This is a genomic window from Ralstonia edaphi (genome assembly GCF_958350185.1).
GTDB classification, from domain to species: domain Bacteria; phylum Pseudomonadota; class Gammaproteobacteria; order Burkholderiales; family Burkholderiaceae; genus Ralstonia; species Ralstonia edaphi.
In genome coordinates this window covers 53,569-79,304 of sequence record NZ_CATWHI010000005.1, presented here as the reverse complement: position 1 = coordinate 79,304, position 25,736 = coordinate 53,569, and the positions used below count along the sequence as shown (strand labels likewise).

General features: G+C 64.5%; 24 protein-coding genes. 9 read left to right on the top strand and 15 right to left on the bottom strand.

From position 1 onward, the window contains the following. Window positions 1-10 precede the first annotated feature (10 nt). The 4 genes from R2669_RS17870 to pncB form a co-directional block, all read right to left on the bottom strand. The gene (locus R2669_RS17870) at window positions 11-1,012 is read right to left on the bottom strand and encodes a 2-hydroxyacid dehydrogenase (RefSeq protein WP_316888075.1); all 1,002 of its coding nucleotides are present in this window, start codon (window positions 1,010-1,012) and stop codon (window positions 11-13) included. Window positions 1,013-1,031: 19 nt separating this feature from the next. After that, a complete protein-coding gene (locus R2669_RS17865; protein ID WP_147214209.1) occupies window positions 1,032-2,441 on the bottom strand; it encodes a sodium:proton antiporter in 1,410 nt (469 codons plus the stop codon). Window positions 2,442-2,580: 139 nt separating this feature from the next. Beyond that, window positions 2,581-3,300: a LutC/YkgG family protein gene (locus R2669_RS17860; protein WP_316901570.1), complete on the bottom strand. Its 720-nt coding sequence runs from the start codon at window positions 3,298-3,300 to the stop codon at window positions 2,581-2,583. An 89-nt stretch (window positions 3,301-3,389) separates the two neighbouring features. Beyond that, on the bottom strand, window positions 3,390-4,559 hold the full coding sequence (gene pncB / locus R2669_RS17855) for a nicotinate phosphoribosyltransferase (RefSeq protein ID WP_316888078.1): 1,170 nt from the start codon (window positions 4,557-4,559) through the stop codon (window positions 3,390-3,392). Window positions 4,560-4,740: 181 nt separating this feature from the next. Here pncB and prfB point away from each other — a divergent pair. The 4 genes from prfB (at window position 4,741) to R2669_RS17835 (ending at window position 9,192) form a co-directional block, all read left to right on the top strand. After that, a protein-coding gene (gene prfB, locus R2669_RS17850) for a peptide chain release factor 2 (RefSeq protein ID WP_102064856.1) occupies window positions 4,741-5,845 on the top strand; the annotation gives its coding sequence in 2 pieces (ribosomal slippage) (window positions 4,741-4,821 and window positions 4,823-5,845; 1,104 coding nt in all). A gap of 25 nt (window positions 5,846-5,870) precedes the next feature. Further along, the gene (locus R2669_RS17845; RefSeq protein WP_316901568.1) at window positions 5,871-6,611 is read left to right on the top strand and encodes an SDR family oxidoreductase; all 741 of its coding nucleotides are present in this window, start codon (window positions 5,871-5,873) and stop codon (window positions 6,609-6,611) included. Between the two features lie 24 nt (window positions 6,612-6,635). Continuing rightward, window positions 6,636-8,180 (top strand): lysine--tRNA ligase, encoded by a 1,545-nt coding sequence (gene lysS, locus R2669_RS17840; RefSeq protein WP_316901566.1) that lies wholly within the window; start codon window positions 6,636-6,638, stop codon window positions 8,178-8,180. Window positions 8,181-8,448: 268 nt separating this feature from the next. Then, a complete protein-coding gene (locus R2669_RS17835; RefSeq protein WP_316888082.1) occupies window positions 8,449-9,192 on the top strand; it encodes a glycine zipper 2TM domain-containing protein in 744 nt (247 codons plus the stop codon). Window positions 9,193-9,270: 78 nt separating this feature from the next. Here the strand turns inward: R2669_RS17835 and iscX are convergent, their stop codons facing one another. The 9 genes from iscX to iscR form a co-directional block, all read right to left on the bottom strand. Further along, window positions 9,271-9,465: a Fe-S cluster assembly protein IscX gene (gene iscX, locus R2669_RS17830; RefSeq protein ID WP_316888083.1), complete on the bottom strand. Its 195-nt coding sequence runs from the start codon at window positions 9,463-9,465 to the stop codon at window positions 9,271-9,273. 31 nt (window positions 9,466-9,496) lie between these two features. Further along, complete coding sequence (gene fdx / locus R2669_RS17825) at window positions 9,497-9,835, bottom strand: ISC system 2Fe-2S type ferredoxin (protein WP_147214203.1); 339 nt, start codon at window positions 9,833-9,835, stop codon at window positions 9,497-9,499. 46 nt (window positions 9,836-9,881) lie between these two features. Then, window positions 9,882-11,747 carry a Fe-S protein assembly chaperone HscA gene (gene hscA / locus R2669_RS17820; protein WP_316901565.1) on the bottom strand — a complete coding sequence of 622 codons (1,866 nt, stop codon included), beginning with the start codon at window positions 11,745-11,747 and terminating at the stop codon, window positions 9,882-9,884. A gap of 69 nt (window positions 11,748-11,816) precedes the next feature. Then, complete coding sequence (hscB, locus tag R2669_RS17815; protein WP_316901563.1) at window positions 11,817-12,356, bottom strand: Fe-S protein assembly co-chaperone HscB; 540 nt, start codon at window positions 12,354-12,356, stop codon at window positions 11,817-11,819. 44 nt (window positions 12,357-12,400) lie between these two features. Continuing rightward, window positions 12,401-12,601, bottom strand: a complete 201-nt coding sequence (locus tag R2669_RS17810; RefSeq protein WP_147214200.1) for a DUF3565 domain-containing protein — start codon at window positions 12,599-12,601, stop codon at window positions 12,401-12,403. A gap of 10 nt (window positions 12,602-12,611) precedes the next feature. Continuing rightward, entirely contained in the window at window positions 12,612-12,932 is a 321-nt protein-coding gene (gene iscA, locus R2669_RS17805) for an iron-sulfur cluster assembly protein IscA (protein WP_027677785.1), read from the bottom strand. 26 nt (window positions 12,933-12,958) lie between these two features. Continuing rightward, entirely contained in the window at window positions 12,959-13,360 is a 402-nt protein-coding gene (gene iscU / locus R2669_RS17800; protein WP_004635709.1) for a Fe-S cluster assembly scaffold IscU, read from the bottom strand. Window positions 13,361-13,421: 61 nt separating this feature from the next. Beyond that, window positions 13,422-14,639 carry an IscS subfamily cysteine desulfurase gene (locus R2669_RS17795; protein ID WP_316901561.1) on the bottom strand — a complete coding sequence of 406 codons (1,218 nt, stop codon included), beginning with the start codon at window positions 14,637-14,639 and terminating at the stop codon, window positions 13,422-13,424. Between the two features lie 74 nt (window positions 14,640-14,713). Beyond that, entirely contained in the window at window positions 14,714-15,307 is a 594-nt protein-coding gene (gene iscR, locus R2669_RS17790) for a Fe-S cluster assembly transcriptional regulator IscR (RefSeq protein ID WP_027677787.1), read from the bottom strand. A gap of 423 nt (window positions 15,308-15,730) precedes the next feature. Here iscR and R2669_RS17785 point away from each other — a divergent pair, with 423 nt between their 5' ends. Genes R2669_RS17785 through rbsK form a run of 5 tightly spaced genes read left to right on the top strand, consistent with a single transcriptional unit; the run spans window position 15,731 to window position 21,359 of the window. Continuing rightward, window positions 15,731-16,690: a sugar ABC transporter substrate-binding protein gene (locus R2669_RS17785; RefSeq protein WP_147214198.1), complete on the top strand. Its 960-nt coding sequence runs from the start codon at window positions 15,731-15,733 to the stop codon at window positions 16,688-16,690. Between the two features lie 29 nt (window positions 16,691-16,719). Further along, a complete protein-coding gene (locus tag R2669_RS17780) occupies window positions 16,720-18,300 on the top strand; it encodes a sugar ABC transporter ATP-binding protein (protein WP_316901559.1) in 1,581 nt (526 codons plus the stop codon). After that, a complete protein-coding gene (locus tag R2669_RS17775; RefSeq protein WP_316888092.1) occupies window positions 18,290-19,297 on the top strand; it encodes an ABC transporter permease in 1,008 nt (335 codons plus the stop codon). The genes R2669_RS17780 and R2669_RS17775 overlap by 11 nt, the downstream gene beginning before the upstream one ends. Before the next feature lie 18 nt (window positions 19,298-19,315). Continuing rightward, window positions 19,316-20,356, top strand: a complete 1,041-nt coding sequence (locus tag R2669_RS17770) for a LacI family DNA-binding transcriptional regulator (RefSeq protein WP_147214196.1) — start codon at window positions 19,316-19,318, stop codon at window positions 20,354-20,356. A 37-nt stretch (window positions 20,357-20,393) separates the two neighbouring features. After that, window positions 20,394-21,359: a ribokinase gene (rbsK, locus tag R2669_RS17765; protein WP_316901557.1), complete on the top strand. Its 966-nt coding sequence runs from the start codon at window positions 20,394-20,396 to the stop codon at window positions 21,357-21,359. Here rbsK and R2669_RS17760 read toward each other — a convergent pair. Continuing rightward, entirely contained in the window at window positions 21,356-23,440 is a 2,085-nt protein-coding gene (locus R2669_RS17760; protein ID WP_316901555.1) for a site-specific recombinase, read from the bottom strand. The genes rbsK and R2669_RS17760 overlap by 4 nt on opposite strands. 160 nt (window positions 23,441-23,600) lie before the next feature. After that, window positions 23,601-25,691 (bottom strand): excinuclease ABC subunit UvrB, encoded by a 2,091-nt coding sequence (gene uvrB, locus R2669_RS17755; protein WP_147214193.1) that lies wholly within the window; start codon window positions 25,689-25,691, stop codon window positions 23,601-23,603. Window positions 25,692-25,736 lie beyond the last annotated feature (45 nt).

The window sequence follows — 25,736 nt, the reverse complement described above, 5'->3', positions numbered from 1 at the left end:
CAGCGTTCGGTCAGGAGGATGCGCGCTGCGTCAGCGCATCCGGGTTCAACAAGTTGGGCGGCTGCCCCGCGCGCGGGCCGAAGCCCAGCGCCGCGATGAGGTTGTCGGCCGCCAGGTTGGCCATGCCGAGGCGCGTGCCCAAGGTGGCACTGGCAATGTGCGGCGTGAGCGCAACGTGCTCGGCGTCCAGCAACGCCGGATGGACCTTCGGCTCACCTTCGTAGACATCCAGGCCGGCGGCAAAGATGCGCTTGTCCGCCAGCGCCTGCGCCAATGCGGCGTCATCCACGATGCCGCCGCGCGCGAGGTTGACCAGCGTGGCGGTCGGCTTCATCTGCGCCAGCTCCGCCGCACCGATGGCGTGGTGGCTTTCCTTGGAATACGGCAGTACCAGCACGAGGTGATCCGCCTCCTTCAGCAGATCCTCCTTGCTGACATACGTGGCGCGCGTGTCCTGCTCGACTTCGGGCGAAAGCCGGCTGCGGTTGTGATAGATCACGCGCATCGAGAAACCGCTCGCGCGTCGTGCCAGCGCCTGGCCGATGCGACCCATGCCGAGAATGCCCAGCGTGCTGCCATACACCTCGGCGCCCAGAAACATGTCATAAGTCCACCGCTTCCATTGTCCCGAACGCAGCCAGCGCTCTGACTCGGAGACGCGGCGTGCGGCGGCCATCAGGAGAGCCCAGCCGAAATCAGCGGTGGTCTCGGTCAGGATGTCCGGCGTGTTGGTCGCCAGGATGCCTGCACGCGTCATCGCGGCAAGATCGAAGTTGTTGTAGCCGACCGCCATGTTGCACACCGCGCGCAGCGTCGGCACGCGGCTGATCAGCTCGGCGTTGATCGTGTCGGCGGCGTTGGACAGCAGGCCTACGCGGCCTTGCAGCCGCTCGGCCAGCGCTTCGGGCGGATACTCGATGTCCGCCTGGTTGTCGATCACGTCGAAGGTCTCACGCAAGCGCTCGAGCACTTCGGGAAACATCGCGCGGGTGACAAGGATTCCGGGTTTCATACGTTCAGCACACGTTCGGTTAGCGGAAGAAGACGAAGGTCATCAGAACGAAAATCGGCACGAGAATGCACACAGACCACAGCATGTAGCCAAAGAAGCTCGGCATCTGCAGACCGCGGCTTTCGGCAATGGCCTTGACCATCAGGTTCGGGGCGTTGCCGATGTAGGTGTTGGCCCCCATGAACACGGCCGCGGCGGAAATGGCGGCCAGCGTGGAGGCGCCCTCGCTCATCAGCATGCGCGCGTCGCCGCCGGCGGTGTTGAAGAACACCAGATACGTCGGCGCATTGTCGAGGAACGACGACAAGAACCCCGTCGCCCAGAAGTACATCGCGTTGTTCGGCTGGCCCGCGCTGTCGTTGACGAGATGGACGATGCCCGCGAACGGGCCATCCACGCCGGCCTTGAGCATGGCAATTACCGGGCCGATCGTGATGAAGATGCCGGCAAACAGCTTGGCGACTTCCAGGATGGGCTCCCAGTTGAACTCGTTGCCGGCGCGCGCGCTCGCCGGGGTGAGCCACAACGACAGCAGCGCGATGGCGACGAGCCCGATGTCGCGCACAACGTTCTGCAGCATCACTTCGGTGCCCATGACGTAGAAGACGATGCCGGGCTTCCACAGCCCGCTCATCAGGACGAGGCCGAGAATGCCTGCCAGCAGCACGAAGTTGACGTTACCCTCGAAGCGCAGCGGGCCTGCATCGTCCGGCGTGGCGTCGGTGATGTTGGGCAGCTCTTCCTTGCCCGTGTGATAGAGGTAGCTATCGATCAGGAAGAAGATCGCCAGCAGCAGCACCCACATCGTCAGCGTCTGGCGCCACAGATGCTGCGTGGTCCAGAAGAAATCGACACCTTGCAGGAAGCCGAGGAACAGCGGCGGATCGCCCAGCGGCGTGAGCGCGCCACCGGCATTGGCCACCAGGAAGATGAAGAACACGACGACGTGCGCCCGATGCCGGCGTGCCTCATTGGCGCGCAGCAAAGGCCGGATCAGCAGCATCGCAGCACCGGTCGTCCCCATGATGCTGGCCAGCGCCGTGCCAAGCGCGATCAAGCCCGTATTGAGCTTTGGCGTGCCATGCAGATTGCCGCGAATGCAGATACCGCCCGCGACAACGTACAGAGCGGCGATCAGCGCGATGAAGGGAATGTATTCAGCAAGGGCCGCGTGATTGACGGAAGCGATGGCCGCCTCCGTGCCAAACGCGATCCCGAACGGCACCAGAAGCGCCAGCGCCCAGGCCGCCGCGATCTTGCCGTAATGGTCGTGCCACAGCTTGGGCACCATGAGCGGGGCAATGGCAATCGAAAGCAGGATGCCCGCAAAGGGCACACCCCACAACAGATGCAATTCCGCGCCGTTCACATCAGCGGCGCGCGCCAGGCCACAGACAAACAGGAAGACAAGGGGCCAGAGGCGTTTCACGTCGGCGTTCTCCTAAGCGTAGGCGCACGGCAAACACCGCCGCGCCACCCAAACAAAGACGCCAGTGTAAACGCCTGAGGTCTGTCGCCTCCTGAACGTCCACAGATATTTGATGGGGCAATGCGCCCCGGACGCCGCCTCAGGCGGCCGTCACCACGATCACGTGCACGCGATACGGGCCATGTGCACCGAGCACGATGGTCTGCTCGATATCGCCCGTGCGCGACGGCCCGCTGATGACGTTGGTGGCGCGCGGCAGCTCGCCCCGCTCTGCGCGCATCAGCGCATAGGCGTCTTCCAGCGTGGCGACGATGCGCGACTGCGGAACCACGGCGATATGCGTCTCGGGCAGCAGCGCCGTGGAGGCGACATTCTCCGGCCCCGACAGCAGCATCAGCGAGCCCGTCTCGGCAATTGCGCAAAAGCAGCCCGTAATGCCGACGAGATCGCCGTGTTCCTGATCGGCTTGGGCCTCACGCACGGGCGGACGGAATTCGATGCCGATTCCGGCAGCCGCCCAGTCCAGCGATTGCAATGTCGTCCAGGCCACGGCCTGCGGCCGAAGGTTCAGCCCAGACAGGTAACTTGCCACCGCTGCCGGCACGTCGGCTAGCGCCTCCACCGACTCCAGCGTGGAGGCCATCTTCAGCGCCTGCTCGGCAAAATGCGCGGCCAGGTTTTCGGGCACCGGCGGGCGCGGGCCGGCGGGATGGCGCGCGAGGTAATCCGCCACGGCGTCGCGCTCACCCTGCGTCGGTTTCGCGGGACGATGCTGCGCGTTGCGGATGCGCGCAAAGATGGCGTCGCGTGCGCGGCTGGTGTCGAGCGGGTCGACGGGGGTGTCCGGTTGTGATTCCATGGCGGCTCCGAAAGATCGGTCGATTATACGAGCCGCTTCGAGCACGATCCGCCAACGCCGTTGAAACTTATTCGGCGCTGGCGTGAGCCTTATTGCACGCCAAAAACTTGTTTCAGATACGTCAGGTAGGCCGGATCGTCGCACATGGTCTTCTCAGGCGCATCCGACAGCTTGGCCACCGGTTGGCCGTTGCAGCGGACCATCTTGATGACGATCTGCAGCGGCGTGTAGCCCAGGTCGTTGGTCAGATTGGTCCCCACGCCAAACGCCAGCTTGCAGCGGCCATGAAAGCGCTCATACAGGCCGATGACCTTTGGCATGTCGAGGCTGTCGGAGAAGATCAGCGCCTTGGACTTCGGCTCGGCGCGCATGTCGTCGTAATGTTTGAGCATGCGCTCGCCCCACTCGAACGGGTCACCGGAATCATGGCGCACGCCATCGAAGAGCTTGCAGAAAAACATGTCGAAATCGCGCAGGAAGGCGTCAAAGCCGTAGGTATCCGACAGCGCGATGCCGAGATCGCCGCGGTATTCCTTGGCCCACGTTTCCAGCGCGAAGGTCTGGGAATCGCGCAAGCGCGGACCCAGTGCCTGGCAGGCCTGCAGATACTCATGCGCCATCGTGCCGAGCGGCGTCATGCCGTGCTTCATGGCGAAGTGGACATTGCTCGTGCCGGCGTACTGCGCGCCCAACTGCGCACGCGTCTCCAGCAGCACATGCTCGTGCCAGGTATGCGAAAAGCGGCGGCGCGTGCCGTAGTCGGCAATGCGGCAGTCTTCCAGGCCGGGGCGCTTGAGCGACGCCAGCTTGTCGGTCAGGCGGCGTTTGCCCTCCTCCCACTGCGGGTGCGTCTGCGTGCGGCTGAAGAACACCTCGTTGACGATGGCCAGAACCGGCACCTCAAACATGATCGTGTGCAGCCACGGCCCCGCGATGACGATCTCGATCTGCCCGTCGTTGCTCGGTGCGGGGCGCACGTCGATGTACTTCTCGTTGAGATGGAACAGGCCGAGAAAATCGACGAAATCGCTCTTGATGAAGCGCATGCCGCGCAGGTAATCCAGCTCCGGATCGGTAAAGCGCAGGGTGCAAAGGTGGCGGATCTCGGCGCGGATCTCTTCGATGAACGGCACCAGATCGACGCCCGCGTTGCGGCACTTGAAGCGGTATTCAACGTGCGCACCGGGAAAGTGATGCAGCACCACCTGCATCATGGTGAACTTGTACAGATCGGTATCAAGCAGCGAGCGGATGATCATCGGACAGCGCCAAAAGCCATGTGGACTGGTCGCCATGCTAACCGAAGCGAGGCGGGACGCCTGTGGCCGCTACAGAAATCCCGGCGCGCCCCTCCGGAAAATGGCGGTTTTGACGGTCTACGCGGACGGAAAACCCCTTGATTCCGCTATAATTTCCGGTTTCCGACCGGATTTTTGCACCATGGAAGCAGAACGCCTCAATGCCATCCAGAACACGTTGGCCGACCTGAAGTCGCGCGCCGACGACCTTCGGAGGTATCTTTGACTACGACGTCAAATCTGAACGTCTAGTTGAAGTCGATAAAGAACTCGAAAACCCCGAGGTCTGGAACGATCCCAAACGCGCCCAGGAACTGGGCCGCGAGAAAAAGTCGCTTGAAACCGTCGTGCTGGCACTGACCAAGCTCGACGAAGACCTCACCGGCGGCGCCGAGCTGTTCGAGCTGGCCCGCGAAGAGGGCGACGACGACACCATCGAAGCCATCGAGGCCGATACCGCTGGCATGCGCGCCATTGTCGAAGACATGGAATTCCGCCGCATGTTCTCGGGCCCGATGGACGCTGCCAACTGCTTCATCGACATCCAGGCCGGCGCCGGCGGCACCGAAGCGTGCGACTGGGCGTCGATGCTGCTGCGCCAATACCTGAAGTACTGCGAGCGCAAGGGCTTCAAGACCGAAGTGCTGGAAGAGTCCGAAGGGGACGTGGCCGGCATCAAGAGCGCGTCGATCAAGGTCGAAGGAGAATACGCCTTTGGCTTCCTGCGCACCGAGACCGGCGTGCACCGCCTGGTGCGCAAGTCGCCGTTCGACTCGGCGGGCGGGCGCCACACGTCGTTCTCGTCGATCTTCGTGTATCCGGAAGTCGATGATTCGATCGAAATCGAGGTCAACCCGGCGGACCTGCGCGTTGACACCTATCGCGCTTCCGGCGCGGGCGGTCAGCACATCAACAAGACCGATTCGGCCGTGCGGATTACGCACATCCCGACCGGCATCGTCGTGCAATGCCAGAACGACCGCTCGCAGCACCGCAACCGCGCCGAAGCGATGACCATGCTGAAGTCGCGTCTGTATGAGCACGAACTGCGCAAGCGCCAGGCTGCTGCCGACGCGCAGGAAGCCGCCAAGACCGACGTGGGCTGGGGCCATCAGATCCGCTCGTACGTGCTGGACCAAAGCCGCATCAAGGACCTGCGCACCAACGTGGAAATCTCCAACACGCAGAAGGTGCTGGACGGCGATCTGGATCCGTTTATCCAGGCCAGCCTGAAACAGGGCGTCTAATCCGCGCCCAATCTGAGCGACTGCCATGTCTGACACGTCCCTGTTCATATTGACCGGCGCCTCGCGCGGCCTGGGCGCCGCGCTGGCCCAGGCGCTCATGCAGCCCGGTCACCGCCTCATCTGCGTGGCACGCGGCGATAACGCCGAATTGCGCGCGCAGGCGGCAGCCGCCGGCGTGACGCTCGACTGGCACCAGGTCGACCTGTCCGACGCGCATGCCGCCGAGGCCTGGATGACCAAGACGCTTGCCGCCCTGCCCGCTTTTGCCAACGTAACGCTGGTGCTCAACGCCGGCGCGGTCGAGCCGATCGGCACCATCGATACGCTGCGCGCCGATACGCTGCTGCCGCACCTGCAGCTGAACCTGGCCGGCCCGATGGCGCTGACCGCTGCCCTGCTGCGCGGCACCGCCGCGTGGAACGCGCAGCGCCGTGTGCTGGCCATCTCGTCGGGCGCAGCGCGCCGGCCGATCGCCGGCTGGGCAGCGTATTGCGCCGGCAAGGCGGGGCTGGACATGTTCGTGCGCGCCATCAACGCCGATGGCGACGCCAGCGTGCGCGCCGTGGCGCTGGCCCCCGGCGTGATCGACACCGACATGCAACGCACCATCCGTGGCGCCAACTTTGCCGGCGTGCAGCGCTTCCGCGATCTGCACGCGCATGGCGAGCTGGTCTCGCCGCAAGACGCCGCCGCGCGCATCGCCGCCTACCTCGTCCGCCCCGACTTTGGCGCGACCGAGCTGGACGACCTGCGCAACATCGCCTGAACCGACATTCCTCTCATCACCATCATGACCGAACAGAACAACCCGGCCGAATCGAATACCGCGGCCGCCGTGCCGGCGCAGGACGACAACAAGATCATCGCCGAGCGCCGCGAGAAGCTGGCCGAGATCCGCCAGCAAGGCGTCGCGTTCCCGAACGATTTCCGCCCGACGCACCATGCCGGTGATCTGCAAGCCAAGTACCGCGAGCTGGAACAGGCCGCCCTGGAAGCCGAACCGGTGCAGGTGGCCATTGCCGGCCGCATGATGCTCAAGCGCGTGATGGGCAAGGCCAGCTTTGCCACCGTGCAGGACAGCACCGACCGCATCCAGTTCTACATCAGCCGCGACGCCGTGGGCGAAGACGTCTACGCCAGCTTCAAGAAGTGGGACTTGGGCGATATCGTGGCCGCACGCGGCACGCTGATGAAGACGAAGACCGGCGAACTGTCGGTGGCAGTGACGGAGCTGCGCCTGCTCTCGAAGAGCCTGCGCCCGCTGCCGGGCGACTACTACGGCCTGGCCGACCAGGAACAGAAGTACCGCCAGCGCTACGTCGACCTGATCGTCTCGAAGGAAACGCGCGACACGTTCCGCGCCCGTACCAAGGCGATGGCCTCGCTGCGCAACTTCATGGCCGGCAACGGTTTCATGGAGGTCGAGACGCCGATGCTGCACCCGATTCCGGGCGGCGCGGCAGCCAAGCCGTTCATCACGCATCACAACGCGCTGGACATGCAGATGTTCCTGCGCATCGCGCCCGAGCTGTACCTCAAGCGCCTGATCGTCGGCGGCTTCGAGCGCGTCTACGAGATCAACCGCAACTTCCGTAACGAGGGCGTGTCGCCGCGACACAACCCTGAGTTCACGATGATGGAGTTCTACGCGGCCTACACGGACTACCGCTGGCTGATGGACTTCACCGAGCAGCTGATCCGCCAGGCGGCCATCGACGCCTCGGGCACCGCCACGCTCACTTACCAGGGCCGCGAGCTGGATCTGGCCAAGCCGTTCCATCGCCTGACCATCTGCCAGGCAATCCAGAAGTACGCGCCGCAATACACCGACGCGCAACTGGCGGATGTCGACTTCCTCCGCACTGAGCTGAAGAAGTTCAAGATCGACACCAACGCGCCGCAATTCCTGAACGCCGGGGTGGGCACGCTGCAGCTTGTGCTGTTTGAAGAAACCGCCGAATCGCAACTGTGGGAGCCGACGTTCATCATCGACTACCCGGTCGAAGTGTCGCCGCTGGCACGCGGCTCCGACACGCTGCCCGGTATCACCGAGCGCTTCGAGCTGTTCATCACCGGCCGCGAAATCGCCAACGGCTTCTCCGAGCTGAATGACCCGGAAGACCAGGCTGAGCGCTTCCGCAAGCAGGTCGAACAGAAAGACGCCGGCGACGAAGAAGCCATGTTCTATGACGCCGACTACATCCGCGCCTTGGAATACGGCATGCCTCCGACCGGCGGCTGCGGCATCGGCATCGACCGTCTGGTGATGCTGCTCACCGACAGCCCGAACATCCGCGACGTGATTCTTTTCCCGCATCTGCGCCGCGAAGACTGATCGGTTCGGTCGATCGCCTTCGAAAGACGCCCCTTCGGGGGCGTTTTTTGTTGCCTGCGCAGCCGCAAAACCCGCGCCCACCCCGCTATTTGTAACATCGCGCCGTTTCCACAATATGTATCAAACCGCACCAAATACTTGATTTTTAAAGGAAAAACCTCGGTACAGATGCTTACAAATTAAAACGGCATCCGTTTGGGCGATGAACCACACTGTGATCATCGAAAGGCCGAATCACGAACCAATCACGGGCCGCAGGAGAACGAAGATGAACAACAACATCCAATCGAACCAAGGTCAGCAATACGGTGGCACGTCGCCGGGTCAAGTCCCGTCGTCGTCGCGACGCATGCATCCGTTGATGACGACGGCCGCTGTCGCCGTGATCATCGCCAGCCTGACGGCAGTGGCCGCCATTACCGGCGTGCTGCCCACCTCGAAGGCGACGCAGGGCAGCACGGACCCGAATGTGGCAGCCCAGTCGGCAGCGGCCATGCCGGGCGCTTCGGCGCCGATGGCGCTGGCGGCGCCGGGCCAGACGACGCAACCGAACCAGGCTGCTCCGTATCCGGCACAAAACGTGGCGCCCGCTCCAGCGCGCGCCCGTGAGCCGTCGTACGCTGAACGCGCGTCGTCGAACAATCCGAGCTATGCGCAAACGCAACCGCGCCAGTCGGCCAGCCCGTATGCCGGCCGTGTGACGTCGGTCACGCCGATCACCACGCAAGGCAAGGAAACGGGCCTCGGCATGATCGGGGGCGCGGTGGTGGGCGGGCTGCTGGGTAACCAGATCGGCCGCGGCAATGGCCGTACGCTGGCGACGGTCGGCGGCGCAGTGGCAGGCGGCTACGGCGGCCATGTGGCCGAAAACTACTACAGCCGCGACACCCAATACCGCGTGAACGTCCGCATGGATAACGGCACGACGCGCAGCTTCATGTACAAGGCTGCCCCGGGCTTCCAGGCAGGCGAACGCGTGCATGTCGAGAACGGGACGCTGGTGGCCGGTTAATCCGGCGTCGCCTTCGCCCCAAAGAAAAACCGGCCTTCGGGCCGGTTTTTTCATGCGCATGCGTTTGAGGCTACGCGCTTATTCCGCTTCGCCGATCCAGGCTTGCTGGATGGCTTCGAGGAACTTCTCGCCGCCACGCTTGTGGTCATCATCAAAGCCTTCCAGCGTGACGACCTTGTTGTGCAGGTCGACAAAGTTCAGGCGCGTGGGATCGACGTCAGGGTATTTGTCGTACAGCGCTTCGGCAATCTGCTGGATATCGTTCCATTTCATGATGGCTTCCCTCCTCCGCTGGCCGCTCGGCTCAGTGGTTTTCCTTGGCGTGGTTGATCGTGTACTTCGGAATCTCGACGGTCAGGTCCGTCTCCGCCACCTTAGCCTGGCAGGACAGGCGCGAGTTCGGCTCCAGGCCCCAGGCCTTGTCGAGCAGATCCTCTTCCTTCTCGGTCGCCTCATCCAGGGAATTGAAGCCCTCGCGCACGATCACGTGGCAGGTCGTGCAGGCGCACGACTTCTCGCATGCATGCTCGATCTCGATGTCAGCGCCCAACAGCGCATCGCAGATGGTCGTGCCGGGCTTGGCTTCGATCACGGCCCCTTCGGGGCAGTATTCGACGTGAGGAAGGACGACGATTTGTGGCATGAAGAAACTCGTTCGATAAGTGTGTTTTGGGAGATGCAATCGGCGATCAGCCGAGCTCCTCAATGCGTTTGCCGGCGAGCGCCTTGCGAATACCGCGGTCCATGCGGCGTGCGGCGAATTCGTCGGTGCCATGCGAGAGGGCATCCACGGCGTCCTTGATGGCGCGGTGGTCTTCGCCCTGCATGGTGGTGCGCAGCGCGGCGATTTCGGCGTCGATGGCGGCGCGCTCTTCGGGCGACAGCAGATCGCCGTCGGCGGCCAGCGCCTGCGACAGCGCCTCCAGCAGGCGCTCGCCTTCAACGCGCTCTTCTGCCAGCGCACGACGCCGCATGTCGTCTTCGGCGGACTGGAAACCTTCCTGCAGCATGCGCGCGACATCGTCATCGGCCAGACCGTACGACGGCTTCACAGCGATCGACGCTTCCACGCCCGACACCGTTTCGCGTGCGGACACCGAGAGCAGGCCATCGGCATCCACCTGATACGTCACGCGGATGCGCGCGGCGCCGGCCACCATTGCCGGGATACCGCGCAACTCGAAACGCGCCAGCGACCGGCAATCGCTCGCGAGTTCGCGCTCGCCTTGCAGCACGTGGATCGCCATCGCCGTCTGGCCGTCCTTGAACGTGGTGAATTCCTGCGCGCGCGCGACGGGAATCGTGCTGTTGCGCGGGATGATCTTTTCAACCAGGCCACCCATCGTCTCGACGCCGAGCGACAGCGGGATCACGTCGAGCAACAGCCAGTCTTCACCGGGCGCACGGTTGCCGGCCAGCAGGTTGGCCTGCATGGCAGCACCAATGGCGACCACTTGGTCCGGATCGAGGTTCGTGAGCGGCGTGCGGCCAAACAGCTGCCCCACGGCACGACGGATGATCGGCATACGCGTGGCGCCGCCCACCAGCACGACGCCCTTCACGTCTTCCACTGTCACGCCTGCATCGCGCAACGCGCGGCGCACCGGCGACAGCGTCTTTTGCACGAGGTTGGCCGTCAGTTCGGCGAAGGTCTCGGCGGTCAGCACGAGGTGCACGGTCTCGCCGGTGGAGAGCATCGCGTCAATCTCGGTGCTGTCAGCGGTGGAGAGCCATTCCTTGGCGGCGCGCGCCTTGTTCAGCAGCAGGCGCGTGTCTTCGGCCGAGAGCGGTTGCAGGCCGGCTTGCTCGACGATCCAGCACACGACGCGCTGGTCGAAATCGTCACCGCCGAGCGCGGAGTCGCCGCCCGTCGACATCACCTCGAACACGCCCTTGGTGAGCTTGAGCACCGAGATGTCGAACGTCCCGCCCCCCAGGTCATAGACGGCGTAAATGCCTTCGGCGGCGTTGTCTAGGCCGTAGGCGATGGCGGCCGCGGTCGGCTCATTCAGCAGACGCAGCACGTTCAGACCGGCCAGCTTGGCGGCGTCCTTGGTGGCTTGGCGCTGCGCATCGTCAAAGTATGCCGGCACGGTGATGACGGCGCCGACAAGCTCATCGCCGAGCGTATCTTCCGCGCGCTGCCGCAGCGTGGCGAGAATCTCGGCCGACACCTCCACCGGGCTTTTCACGCCGGCCACGGTCTTCAACTGCACCATGCCGGGCGCGTCGACGAAGTCGTACGGCGTGTTCTCGATGTGGGCAACATCCTTCAGGCCGCGCCCCATGAAACGCTTGACCGAGATGATGGTGTTTTTCGGGTCGCGCACGGCTTCGGCCTGCGCCTTGTAGCCGATGTGGGCGCCGCCCGAGGGCAGATAGCGCACCACGGAGGGCAACAGCGGGCGCCCCTGATCGTCGGGCAACACTTCCGGCACGCTGCTGCGCACGGAGGCTACCAGCGAGTTGGTCGTGCCCAGGTCGATACCGACCGCCAGACGGCGCTGGTGCGGTGCGGGCGATTCGCCGGGTTCGGAAATCTGCAGTAAAGCCATGGGGATGTCTCGATTGCGCGGGTGGGCTGCCTGCCGGGGCAAACCAAACATTGTCGCAAATTCTGGGTTCTAGTCGTCCAGCCGGTTGATAGCCTCGGCGGTGTCGCGTTCGATCTTTTCGATGAACATCAGTTGGCGCACGGCATCGGCTGCCGCCGCGGTGTTGCCATCGCCACCGAGCAGGCCGGACAGCGCCTGATAGCGCGTACGTTTTTCCTTGCGCAGCATGGTCAGCAAATCGTCGAGCGCATCAACGTTGCGCTCGGCCTTGGCGTCGCCGAGCGTTTCGCGCCATTCCATTTGCTGCATCAGAAACGCGGGCGGCATGGCCGTGTTGTTCTCGGCCTGCACGTCGATACCCCGCAGGTGCAGCAGATACGTCGCCCGTTTGAGCGGATCACGCAACGTCTGATAGGCCTCGTTGGCGCGCGTGGCCCATTGCATGGCAACGCGGCGTTCGGCGTCACCTGCATGGGCGTAACGATCGGGATGCGCCTGCGACTGCACGGTGCGATAGGCAGCGTTCAGCGCGTCGTCGTCGACCTCGAAGTGCTCGGGCAGGCCGAAGAGGGAAAAATGCGTCGTGTTTGCGGACAAACCGGAATTCATGAATAAAAAAAGCGGCCGCGCCGCCTCGTGTTCCTTCGTGTTCCTTATTCGACCGGTTCACCCCGATCGCACTTCAGGCATTCCACAACCACGCCGATCTTGCTGGCGCGCCCGGCTTCGGTTTCTGTCCAGGGCCGCAGCTGCCAAGGCGGATCGTGGCGCATGTGCTGCCCGTGCCCACACGCGAGACGGGCGACCCAGTGGCCCTCCTCGTCCCGCTCGAAACCGACAATCGCTTGCTTCAATGTGCCCCGCTCACACGCGGAACGACTCGCCGCAACCGCATTCGTCCTTAACGTTCGGGTTGTTGAAGCGGAAACCTTCGTTCAGCCCTTCACGTGCGTAGTCCAGCTCGGTGCCGTCGATGTACGGCAGGCTCTTCGGATCGACGATCACCTTGACGCCGTTGGATTCGAAGACCTGGTCTTCGGCGGCAATCTCATCTGCGTATTCGAGCTTGTAGGCGAGGCCCGAACAGCCCGTGGTCTTCACGCCCACGCGCAGGCCCACGCCTTTGCCACGGCGGGTCAGGTAGCGGGAAACGTGCTGCGCGGCCTTGTCGGTCAGGGTGATCATGCTGCGTCCTTTCTATCCAAACGGGCTCAGGCAGCCTTCTGCTCGGCCGAACCGTGCTTTTCCTTGTAGTCGGCCACGGCCGCCTTGATGGCGTCTTCAGCCAGGATCGAGCAGTGGATCTTCACCGGCGGCAGGGCCAGCTCTTCAGCGATGGCGGTGTTGCGGATTTCCAGCGCCTGGTCCAGCGTCTTGCCCTTCACCCATTCGGTTACCAGCGACGACGAAGCGATGGCCGAACCGCAGCCGTAGGTCTTGAACTTTGCGTCTTCGATCACGCCTTGCTCGTTGACCTTGATCTGCAGCTTCATCACGTCGCCGCAAGCCGGCGCGCCGACCATGCCGGTACCGACCGTATCGTCGCCCTTCTCGAACGAACCGACGTTGCGCGGGTTTTCGTAATGGTCCAGAACCTGGTTGCTGTAAGACATTTCACACCTCTTTCAATCGTTGGCTGGCGCGGGGGCGCCTGTTATCCGTCAAACGCCGCGCTCAGTGCGCCGCCCATTGAATGCTGTTCAGATCCACGCCGTCCTTGTACATCTCCCACAGCGGAGACAGGTCGCGCAACTTGCCGATCTTGCTCTTGAGCAGTTCGACCACGTAATCGACTTCTTCTTCGGTCGTGAAGCGGCCCACCGTGAAGCGGATCGAGCTGTGTGCCAGTTCGTCGTTGCGGCCCAGGGCGCGCAGCACGTACGACGGCTCCAGCGAGGCCGACGTGCAAGCCGAGCCCGACGACACGGCGACGTCCTTGATCGCCATGATCAGCGACTCGCCTTCCACAAAGTTGAAGCTGATGTTGAGGTTGTGCGGCACACGGGCTTCCATGTCGCCGTTCACGTAGACCTCTTCCATCGTGTTCAGGCCGCGGTACAGGCGGTCGCGAAGCATGCGGATGCGCTCGTTTTCGGTCGCCATTTCTTCCTTGGCGATGCGGAAAGCCTCACCCATGCCGACGATCTGATGCGTGGCCAGCGTGCCCGAACGCATGCCGCGCTCGTGGCCGCCGCCGTGCATCTGCGCTTCGATGCGGATACGCGGCTTGCGTCGCACGTACAGCGCACCGATACCCTTCGGCCCATACGTCTTGTGCGCCGAGAACGACATCAGATCGACCTTCAGCTTCTGCAGGTCGATTTCCACCTTGCCCGTCGCCTGCGCAGCATCGACGTGGAAGATCACGCCCTTCTCGCGGCAGATTTCGCCCAGCGTTTCGATGTCTTGAATGACGCCGATTTCGTTGTTCACCATCATCACCGAGGCGAGGATGGTGTCGGGGCGAATGGCTTGCTTGAAGACGTCGGTATCGATCAGGCCGTTGTCCTTCACGTCCAGGTACGTCACTTCAAAGCCCTGGCGCTCCAGCTCACGCGTCGTGTCCAGCACAGCCTTGTGCTCGGTCTTGACGGTGATGATGTGCTTGCCCTTGCTGCTGTAGAAGTTGGCGGCGCCCTTGATGGCAAGGTTGTCGGACTCGGTGGCGCCGGACGTCCACACGATTTCGCGCGGGTCGGCATTCACCAGCGCGGCAACCTGCTCGCGCGCGGTCTCGACGGCCTTCTCGGCTTCCCACCCAAACGGGTGGCTGCGCGAAGCCGGATTGCCGAAGCTCTCGCGCAGGTACGGAATCATCTTGTCGACCACGCGCGGGTCCACCGGCGTCGTCGCGGAATAGTCCATGTAGATGGGAAGCTGCAGGGTGCTCATATCTTGTCTGCCTTGTGTGGGGGGCGATGTTCTTGTCTGACGCCGGCGTCGTGGCCGGCCTCACGCTGGCGCAATTACGACTGCGCCAGACTGAAAACGGAGTTCACCAGGGGGGCGCGCTTGACCGGCTCGGCGGCGACCGACGTGGCCGCCGGGGCGTCGACGGTGCGCGCGCGTGCCGGGGCACGTTCGCGGCGCGCCGGACGCGCTTCACGCATGTCCTGAATCACTTCGGGCTGACGCTCGCGTTGCTGATCGACCAGGTTCTGCAGCGACACCGAATCGAGATACTCGACCATCTTCTGATTGAGCGTGGCCCACAGATCGTGCGTCATGCAGCGCCCCGTGTGACCGCCGACATGCTCTTCCCCGCCGCAGTTGCCCTTGCCGCCGCATTGGGTGGCATCGAGTGGCTCATCCACGGCAATGATGATGTCGGCAACGGTCACGTCGTCGGCACGGCGCGCGAGGCTGTAGCCGCCGCCCGGACCGCGCACGCTTTCCACGATTTCGTGGCGGCGCAGTTTGCCGAACAGCTGCTCCAGATACGACAGCGAAATCTTCTGACGCTGGCTGATGCCAGCCAGCGTGACCGGGCCCTGCTCTTGGCGTAGCGCCAAGTCAATCATGGCGGTGACCGCGAAGCGGCCTTTGGTGGTCAATCTCATGGCGTCGGGGAAATACCTGATCGTTTTGCTCAAGTATAAAGGAACCCGACAAAATCGGTCAACTAAGGCGTCGGGGGATTCCGCGTCGCAGCAAGGGGATTTGCAAAGCCCGAAAAACGGGATGGCCACGCGGCAGGCCGTATTGTGGACCAAAACAATCAACCACGTTCGATAGGGCTATCACGCCACTTGCGCAGCGCAACTTGCGCGCCATGCCAGACGCGACGTCACTGCGGGTTTTTCCTTATGCGGTGAAAAGCGCAATTTCATTGACTTCTATTACGCGGTAGCCGAGACTGTCATGTACGCAAACGTTTGCGAAGCGCGAGGCGCGATTGCCCTTAGGAATGCCTTACGGCGTGACCTGGCAACGACGCCCCGCACTCACCCGCCCCAGATAGGACTCTTCCTGGAGGAGACACCATGGATATCCGCCGTCGCCGCGCCCTGCAACTTGGCGCGGGCTCTGCCGTAGCTGCTGCCCTGCCGTTCCCGTTTTCGCTCGCGTACGCCGCCAATCAGCCGCCCAAGGTGGCGCTGGTCATGAAATCGCTCGCCAACGAGTTCTTCCTGACCATGGAGAACGGCGCGCGCAAGCATCAGAAGGACCATGCGTCTGAGTACACGCTGCTGACCAACGGCATTCGCGACGAAACCGACACCGCCGGGCAGATCCGCCTGGTTGAGCAGATGCTCGTCGCGCGTGTTGACGCGCTGGTGCTGGCGCCGGCCGACTCCAAGGCGTTGGTGCCGGTCGTCAAGAAGGCCGTGGACGCGGGCATTCTCGTCATCAACATCGATAACCGGCTGGACCCGGCGGCGCTCAAGGAAAAGGGCCTTAACGTGCCTTTCGTGGGGCCGGACAACCGCAAGGGCGCGCGACTGGTGGGCGACTTCGTTGCCAAGTCGCTCAAGCCGGGCGACGCCGTGGGCATCATCGAAGGCATTCCGACCACCACGAACGCCCAGCAGCGCACCGCTGGTTTCAAGGACGCGGCCGAAGCTGCCAAGCTGAAGATCGTCGGCGTGCAATCGGGCGAATGGGAAATCGACAAGGGCAACAAGGTGGCGGCTGCCATGCTGCGCTCCGAGCCCGACTTGAAGGCTCTGCTGTGCGGCAACGACAATATGGCGATCGGCGCCGTATCGGCAGTGCGCGCCGCAGGCAAGCTGGGCAAGGTGTTGATTGGCGGCTATGACAACATCGAAGCCATCAAGGCCATGCTGGCAGATGGCCGTGTCGTTGCAACGGCTGATCAGCACGCCGATCAGCAAGCCGTCTACGGCATCGAGACCGCACTGAAGGCGCTGGCCTCCAAGACGCCGCAGGCGAAGCTGTCCGGTGTCGTCGAGACGCCGGTCAACCTCGTCACGCGTTCCTGACCTTACAGACCGGCCAGCCGCCGCCAGCCATGTCTGCCGCTTACGAACCGCGCCCACCGCTGCTGCGTGTTTCGGCCGTCAGCAAGCACTACGCCGCCCCCGTGCTGCGAGAGATCGATCTCGACGTGCATGCGGGCGAGGTGCTTGCGCTCACGGGAGAAAACGGTGCCGGCAAGAGCACGCTGTCCAAGATCCTCTGCGGGCTCGAGACTGCGACCTCTGGGTCGATGACGCTGGCCGGCACGCTGTACGCACCCGATTCACGCAACGCAGCCGAAGCGCTGGGCGTGCGCATGGTGCTGCAGGAACTGAGCATGGTGCCGACGCTGACGGTGGCCGAAAACCTGTTCCTGGGCGACCTGCCCCGGCGGCTCGGTTTTGTGGATCGCTCCGCGTTGCGTCATCGGGCCGAACAGGCGCTCGCGCGCGTGGGCCTTGACCTCGACCCGTGGACGCCCGTCCAGACGCTGGGCATCGGCCACCGGCAGATGATCGAGATTGCCCGCGCGCTGGCCAGCGCATGCCGTGTGCTGATCCTCGACGAGCCGACGGCAATGCTGAGCGCGCACGAGAGCGCCACGCTGTTCGAGCGCATCGACGCGCTGCGCCGCGAAGGCGTGGCCATCGTCTACATCTCGCACCGCCTGGACGAACTCGCGCGCATTGCCGATCGCATCGTCGTGCTGCGTGACGGCAAGCTTGTGACCGATGCGCCGGCTGCGACAGTCTCGCAGGATGCGCTGATCCAGGCGATGGTCGGCCGCGACGTGGCCGCCTCGTCCGAAACGCAGCGGGCTGCGCGCGAACCATGGCTCGGCGACACCTCACCTGCGCTGCGGGTGACCGGCCTCACGCGTGCTCCGGCCGTGCTGGACGTGAGCTTCGACGTGGCGCCCGGAGAGATCTTCGGCATCGCGGGGCTGGTCGGCGCGGGGCGCACGGAATTGCTGCGGCTGATCTTCGGTGCGGACCGCGCGGATGCGGGCACCGTCGAGGTCGGCTCGCCCCTGGCGCCTGCGCGCATCCGCTCGCCAGGCGATGCAGTACGCCACGGCATCAGCCTGCTCACCGAAGACCGCAAGGACGAAGGCCTGATGCTGAGCCTGCCCATCGCCACAAACATCGCGCTGGGCAACATGCCGGGCGTCACGAAGCGCGGCTGGCTGCAACCCGCGCAAGAGCGTGCGCTGGCGCAGCGGCACATCGGCGCCCTGCGGGTCCGGTGCGCGGGTCCGGAGCAGCCGGTGGGTGAACTGTCCGGCGGCAATCAGCAGAAGGTGGCCATCGCCCGCTGGCTGGAGCGCGACACGCCCGTGCTGCTGTTCGATGAGCCCACGCGAGGTGTGGACGTGGGCGCCAAGTTCGACATCTACACGCTGCTCGAGGCGCTGGCGGCGCGAGGCAAGGCGCTGGTCGTGGTGTCGAGCGATCTGCGCGAACTCATGCAGTTGTGTGACCGCATCGGCGTCATGCGCGCCGGGCGGCTCACGCACATCTTCCAACGCGGTGGCTGGAGCCAGGACGCCCTACTCGCCGCCGCCTTTGGTGAATCGGGCGAATCCGATTCACCAGCACCTCAATCCCCCTCGGAGACCGCTGATGCGCTCTGATTCCACCCTGCCCCCGACGCCGCCCGCAGCAGGCACCGGCACGCGCGCGGCGCTGGGCATGTCGCTTGGCACGATCGGCGGATTGCTCGCCGCGCTGATCGCCATGCTGGCGCTGTTCGGCACGCTGTCTCCGACGTTCTTCTCGCTGCCCACGTTCACAACCATCGCCAATGAGATCCCCGACTTGCTGGTGATGGCGGTGGGCATGACGTTCATCCTGATGATCGGCGGCATTGATTTGTCGGTCGGCTCGGTGCTGGCGCTGTCGGCGTCGGTGCTGTCCGTCGCCATGACCAAGTTGGGCTGGGGCCTGTTGCCCGCGGCGCTGGCGGGCGTGGCGCTGGCCACGGCGGCCGGCATGCTGACCGGCGCGGTCACGGTGCACTGGGGCATTCCGTCGTTCATCGTGTCGCTGGGTGTGCTGGAAATGGCGCGCGGCCTCGCCTACAGCCTCACCGATTCGCGCACCGTGTACATCGGCAGCGCGGTCGACTGGCTGGCCAACCCCATCGCGCTGGGCATTGCGCCGTCGTTCCTGATTGCGATTGCCATCACGGTGGTTGGCCAGATCGTGCTGGTGCGCACGGTGTTCGGCCGCTACCTCGTGGCCATCGGCACCAATGAAGAAGCCGTGCGGCTGGCGGGAGTGAACCCCCGCCCCTACAAGATTGCGGTGTTCGCGCTGATGGGGCTGCTCTCGGGCATGGCTGCGCTGTTCCAGGTGTCGCGCCTGGAAGCCGCCGACCCGAATGCCGGCGTGGGCATGGAGCTGCAGGTGATCGCGGCCGTGGTGATCGGCGGCACGAGCCTGATGGGTGGGCGCGGCTCGGTCGTGCGCACGCTGTTCGGCGTGCTGATCATCTCGGTGCTCGAATCGGGCCTTGCGCAGATCGGCGCCTCCGAGCCCACCAAACGCATTATCACGGGCGCGGTCATCGTCGCGGCCGTTGTCATGGATACCTATCGCAGCAAGCGCAACCGCAGCAAGCACCATTAAGAGACAGAGGAGATCGACATGGCAACCATCAAGGACGTGGCCGCATTGGCCGGAGTTTCGTTCACCACCGTCTCGCACGTCATCAACAACACAAGGCCGGTCAACGCCGAGACCCGCAAGCGCGTGGAAGAAGCCATCCGGGCCACGCGCTATGTGCCCAGCGCCGTGGCGCGCTCGCTCAAGCACCGCACCACGCGCACCATCGGCGTGCTCGTGCCCACCGCCACCAACCCGTACTTTGCGGAGCTGGCGCGGGGCATTGAAGATGTGTGCGCTGCCGCCGGCTACAGCGTCATCCTCTGCAACTCCGACGACGACCCGCGCAAGCAGCGCGACTACCTGCGCGTGCTGATGGAAAAACGCGTCGACGGCATCATCGTGAGCAGCGCCGGGCCGGATACGGCATTGGTGGAAGCGCTTGGTGAATCCGCCCTGCCCATCGTGATGGTCGACCGCCCGACCGAAGGCATCCAGGCCGATCAGGTGCAGGTGGATCACGAAGAAGGCGCGTACATGGCGACCAAGCATCTGCTGGAACTCGGCCACCGCCGCATCGCCTGCATCAGTGGGCCGTCGGCGCTGAGCGTGACGGCAGAGCGCCTGGCCGGTTTCCACCGCGCGCTGCGCGAAGCCGGCGTACCGGAAGCCTCTGCCCGCATTGCCGAAGGCGATTTCACGAGCCCCGGCGGCTACCGCGCCGCGCGCCAGCTGCTGACCGAAGGCGAGATGCCCACCGCCATCTTTGCCGGCAATGACCTGATGGGCATCGGTGCGCTGCGGGCTGCGGCCGAGCTTGGCATTCCCGTGCCGAAGGCGCTTTCCGTGATGGGCTTTGACGATATCGAGCTCAGCCGCTACGTCTATCCGGCGCTGTCCACTGTCGGCCAATCGATTCGCCAGCTGGGCGAGACCACCGCGCAGACGCTGCTCGAGCACCTCGGCGACAACGCCCTGCGGCACCCCGTGGAAGAGCCGCGTGCGCGCCGCATCGTGCTGCCGCCGCGCCTGTCTCTGCGGGAGTCGACCGCCGAACCCGAGCGCCCGGCACGCGCCGCCTGATTCCGCATTCCTTTCACGCTTTCAACGTAGTCCCGCCATGGTGGCCAAGCGCCCTTCCGCCTCTTCCGCGCACCCCGCTGCCGACGTGCTGATCGTCGGCAGCTTGAACATGGATCTCGTGATCCGCACGCCCCGCTTGCCGCGTCCCGGGCAAACGGTTGCAGCCCCTGCGCTGGAAACCATCCCCGGCGGCAAGGGCGCCAATCAGGCTGTGGCAGCCGCCCGCCTGGGGGCCCGCGTCGCCATGCTCGGCTGCGTCGGTGATGACGCATACGGCACTGCGTTACGCGACGGCCTGCGCCGCGAAGGCGTGGAGACATCGATGGTCTCGGTGCACGCCGGAGCGGCCACCGGCATCGCGTGCGTGACCGTGGCCAACAGCGGTCAGAACACCATCGTCATCGTGGCCGGCGCCAACGAATTGCTGACGCCCGCCATGATCGAAGCGCAGCGTGCCGCATTCGAACGCGCGCGCGTGATCGTCTGTCAGTTGGAATCGCCCCCGGATGCGGTGGAATGCGCGCTGAAGCTGGGCCAGCGGCTTGACAAGACGGTCATCCTGAACCCGGCGCCTGCAATCGGCCCACTGCCTACCCCGTGGCTGGCCGCCTGCGATTACCTGATCCCGAACGAAACAGAGGCCGCGCTGCTGACGGCCCGGCCCGTCGATTCGCCCGAAGCTGCGCTGGATGCCGCTGCTGATCTCCACGCGCAAGGCGCGCGGCACGTGATTGTCACGCTGGGCGCGCGCGGCGTTGCCTATGTGGATGCACACTCGCGCGTGCTGATGCCGGCCCCCACAGCGCACGCCATCGATACCACAGCGGCCGGCGATACGTTCGTTGGCGCACTGGCTGCGGCGCTCGCGGAAGATGCGGCCCCCGCTGCGGCCATCGAGTTTGGGCAGGCCGCGGCGGCCGTGTCGGTCACGCGGCTTGGCGCGCAGCCATCGATTCCGTTCCGCAGCGAGTTGGGCGCACCTGTCGCGCCCGCACCCCACTAGACCGGTGTGCTGGTGCTGGGCGGCGTGCTCGCAGTCGGGGCACGTGGGACCAACAGGCACAGCGGATCCCGCAAGATGCGCCGCCACACGGCGCCCGTCACGCGCTTGCGATCGACGCCGCGAAGGTTGCGCGAGCGCATCGCCATGTTGAAGGCCAACGCAAACGACACCAGAACGTTCAGCACGCCCATCAGCGCAATGCCGGCCACGGCAAGCCAGAACGGCGCGGTGTGCATGACGCTGGGGCCAAGCACGCCCACGGCCGTCGCCACCGCACCCGTCGACAGCGTGACATGTCGCACCTCCATATGCGGGCCGAAAAAGGACAGGATCTCCGGCCCCAGCCCGAGCATGAATCCCAGCGAGACGTTGGCGACAATGCCCGACAGATTGCGCTTCCAGAAGCTGGCAATGCGCTGTGCGCCCTGGGTGCCGACCATGAAGCGCAGGCGCCGGTGATAGGCAATCACATCGTGCACACGATGCAGCGCAAACCAGTTGTCGGCCCAACCCGCCGCCAGGCTTGAGGCCCACAGCAGCACACCCGTGAAGATGGCGTACAGCGGTGTCGGCCCGAGAATCGAAAACGACTCGATGGTCGCCATCGCCTTCGCGGCCGAAATCAGGTCCGCATGGAACAACCGCCCGGCCAGCCACTGCACCAGGAAAGCCACCGGCGCCACGGCCACCAGGTTGCCGGCGATCGCTGCCGCGTTGGAGCGGATCATGGCGACGGTATCGTCGACAAAGCGGTCCAGCCCTTCCTGGCGCCCCACCTGGTCCAGCCGATGCGCCAACGCGGGCGCCGTCATGGCGGGTTGCTTGGTGGCCAGCGTGAAATGCGCGAAATGGATGCCGAGAAAGCTGAGCGCATAGTTGATCGACGCGAACAGCCCTTCGGTAAAGCGCGACAGATGCGCTCCGGTGATGAAGAACTTGATGTACACCGTGGCCGCCGTGATGACGCCACCGCCCGCTGCGGCCTTCACCATCGCCCCGTATTCCTTGCCGTCGCGGGTGATGTAGTGCTCGCCGCTCTCGGCAGACCGCTCGACCACCTTGCGCGCCAGATCAGCGAACGTGGAGCGGATCAGATACCCCACGCTGCGGCGATGCTGGCTGGCCGACACCAGCTCGGCCGTCATATGCACGAAGCGACGCGAGCCCTGCGTGTCCGCCCATGCCGTCAGCAGCAAATCGATACGGCCCAGCCACGCCTTCATGCGCTCAACCTGGAAGACGACTTCCACTGAGACGCCGTTCTCGTCCAGATGCTGATACACGCTGGCCGTCGCCGTTCGGCAGCGGTCCAGCACGGCGCGGAAATAGTTGAGTTCCTGCAGGAACCGCTCGGGGCTTGCCAGCGCCGTGTTGGGCCGCTCCAGGAAGATCGCGTTGGCCGCATCGGCGAGCAAGTAAAACGGAGAATCGGTGAGTTCCGCATGGTCCATACGGCTGCGAATGCCGCGCGACAACCCGGCCGCGCGCACCTGGCTGATCAGGATCTGGATGCTGATACCGAGGCTGCGCTCCAGTCGTGTCTGGCCTACAGCGTGCTCGTCATCGCTCATCCCGGCGCGGAACAGCCCGTAAAGGCGCGTGACCAGTTCGTCGTCCAGACCGTCGACCCACTGCGCGTCGGTCGGCCCCACAAACAGCAGTGCAAACAATGTCGCCAGTTGCGCCTGATTCGGGGCGGGCGGCAGCCAGCGCGCCTGCCAGCGGTCGATCAATTCGCTCCAGAAACCCGAGCGTGACGACAACCCCGTATCGCACAGCAGCGACACCGGATCGTTGTCCTGCACGATGCTGCGCAATGTCTGCCCGACGCGCTCTGCCAAGGCCGGATTGTTCTCCAGCACTTGCAGCAGATAACGCAGGCGGGCATAACGCCACGACTCTGAGGCCGCGCCCGCAGGCCTGTCCGCGCGGCGCAGCCAGTAGCCCAGTTCGATCAGCCATTCATTGCGTTCGGCCAGGCTGCGCGTGGGCTCAAACTGCGCCAGGATGGCATCGAGTTGATGGCTGGCGTGCCGGGACGCGCGCCACTTGCGCCACGGGTTAAGCAAAAAATCGAACATCGAACTCCCTTGATGGCAGACGCGTGCAGCAAGCGCTGCAGCAGGTGCCGGCTCCCCGGTCAGGCGACGCGCACGGCCCGAATTTGATCTGAAATGATGTCAACAGCAACCCCTGCCACCTGCAACGAGGTGGCGGGGTTTCAAGCGGAGGCCGCGCGATTCAGGCGGCCGGAACGATGTGGTCTTCGCCGCTCGCCCCAAAGAGCTGCGACTTGAGCTTGGCAAGCTGATCGCGCACCGCCGCCGCCTTTTCGAATTCGAGATTCTTGGCGTGATCGAGCATCTGTTTTTCCAGGCGCTTGATTTCCTTGGACGCCTGCTTCTCGCTCATGTCTTCGTACTTGGCGGCCTCTTGCGCGGCCTTCAGTTCCGCGCGCGCGTCGTCGACGTTGTACACGCCATCGATGATGTCCTTGATGCGTTTGACGACGCCGCGCGGCGTGATGCCATGCGCCTCGTTGTGGGCGATCTGCTTGGCGCGGCGGCGCTCGGTTTCGTCGATCGCCTTCTTCATTGAATCGGTCATGCGGTCCGCATACAGGATGGCGGTACCGTTCACGTTGCGCGCCGCGCGGCCGATGGTCTGGATGAGCGAGCGCTCGGCGCGCAGGAAACCTTCCTTGTCCGCATCCAGGATCGCCACGAGCGACACCTCGGGAATGTCCAGCCCCTCGCGCAGCAGGTTGATGCCGACCAGCACGTCGAAGGTGCCCAGTCGCAGGTCACGGATGATCTCCACGCGCTCGACGGTGTCGATGTCCGAATGCAGGTAGCGGACCTTGATGCCGTTCTCCGACAGAAACTCGGTCAACTGCTCGGCCATGCGCTTGGTGAGCGTCGTTACCAGCACGCGCTCGCCAGCCTCGACGCGCACGTGGATCTCAGACAGCAGATCGTCGACCTGCGTTGTCGCCGGGCGCACCTCGATGATCGGGTCGACAAGGCCCGTGGGGCGCACGACCTGCTCGACGACTTCCGTGCCGGCGGTCTTCTTTTCGTAATCCCCCGGCGTGGCGGACACGAACGTCACCTGCCGCATCTTGGTCTCGAATTCGGCGAATTTCAGCGGCCGGTTGTCGAGCGCAGAAGGCAGGCGGAAACCATATTCGGCCAGCGTTTCCTTGCGCGCGCGGTCACCGTTGTACATGCCGTTGAGCTGGCCAATCAGCACGTGCGATTCATCCAGGAACATCAGCGCATCCGGCGGCAGGTAATCGACCAGCGTCGGCGGCGGCTCGCCCGGCGCAGAGCCAGACAGGTGCCGCGAATAGTTTTCGATGCCCTTGCAGAAGCCCAGCTCCTGCAGCATCTCCAGATCGAAGCGCGTGCGCTGCTCCAGCCGCTGCGCTTCCACCAGCTTGTTTTCCTTGTAGAAGAAATCGAGCCGCTCGCGCAGTTCGGCCTTGATGGTTTCGATGGCGCGCAGCACGGTCTCGCGCGGCGTCACGTAGTGGCTCGAGGGGTACACCGTGAAGCGCGGAATCTTTTGCCGCACACGGCCCGTCAGCGGATCGAACAGTTGCAGCGATTCGACTTCATCGTCGAACAGCTCCAGGCGCACGGCCATTTCTGCGTGCTCGGCGGGGAAGATGTCGACCGTGTCGCCGCGCACGCGGAAGGTCCCGCGCTGGAAATCCGTCTCGTTGCGCGTGTACTGCATGGCGATCAGGCGTGCGATCACGTCGCGCTGGCTGACCTTGTCGCCTGCGCGCAGCGTCAGGATCATCTGGTGGTATTCGCTCGGGTTGCCGATACCGTAGATGGCCGAGACGGTGGCCACGATCACCACATCGCGGCGCTCCAGCAGGCTCTTGGTGGCGGAGAGCCGCATCTGCTCGATGTGCTCGTTGATCGACGAATCCTTCTCGATGAACAGGTCGCGCTGCGGCACATAGGCCTCAGGTTGGTAGTAGTCGTAGTACGAGACGAAGTATTCGACTGCATTGCGCGGGAAGAACTCGCGGAACTCCGAATACAGCTGCGCCGCCAGCGTCTTGTTCGGCGCAAAGACAATCGCCGGACGACCTACGCGCGCGATCACATTCGCCATGGTGAACGTCTTGCCCGAGCCCGTGACGCCCAGCAGTGTCTGGTACGACAGGCCGTCTTCGATGTTCTCGACGAGCTGGCGGATCGCCTCCGGCTGGTCGCCGGCCGGCGGGTACGGCTGGTACAACTGGAACGGGGAGCCCTCGAAAGTCACGAATTTCGACTCGTCGTGCGGGCTGGGGACTTGGCTCAGATCGGTCATGGCGGGGGGCAGGATGGCAGCGCAGAAAGTCGACAAAGTGACTCG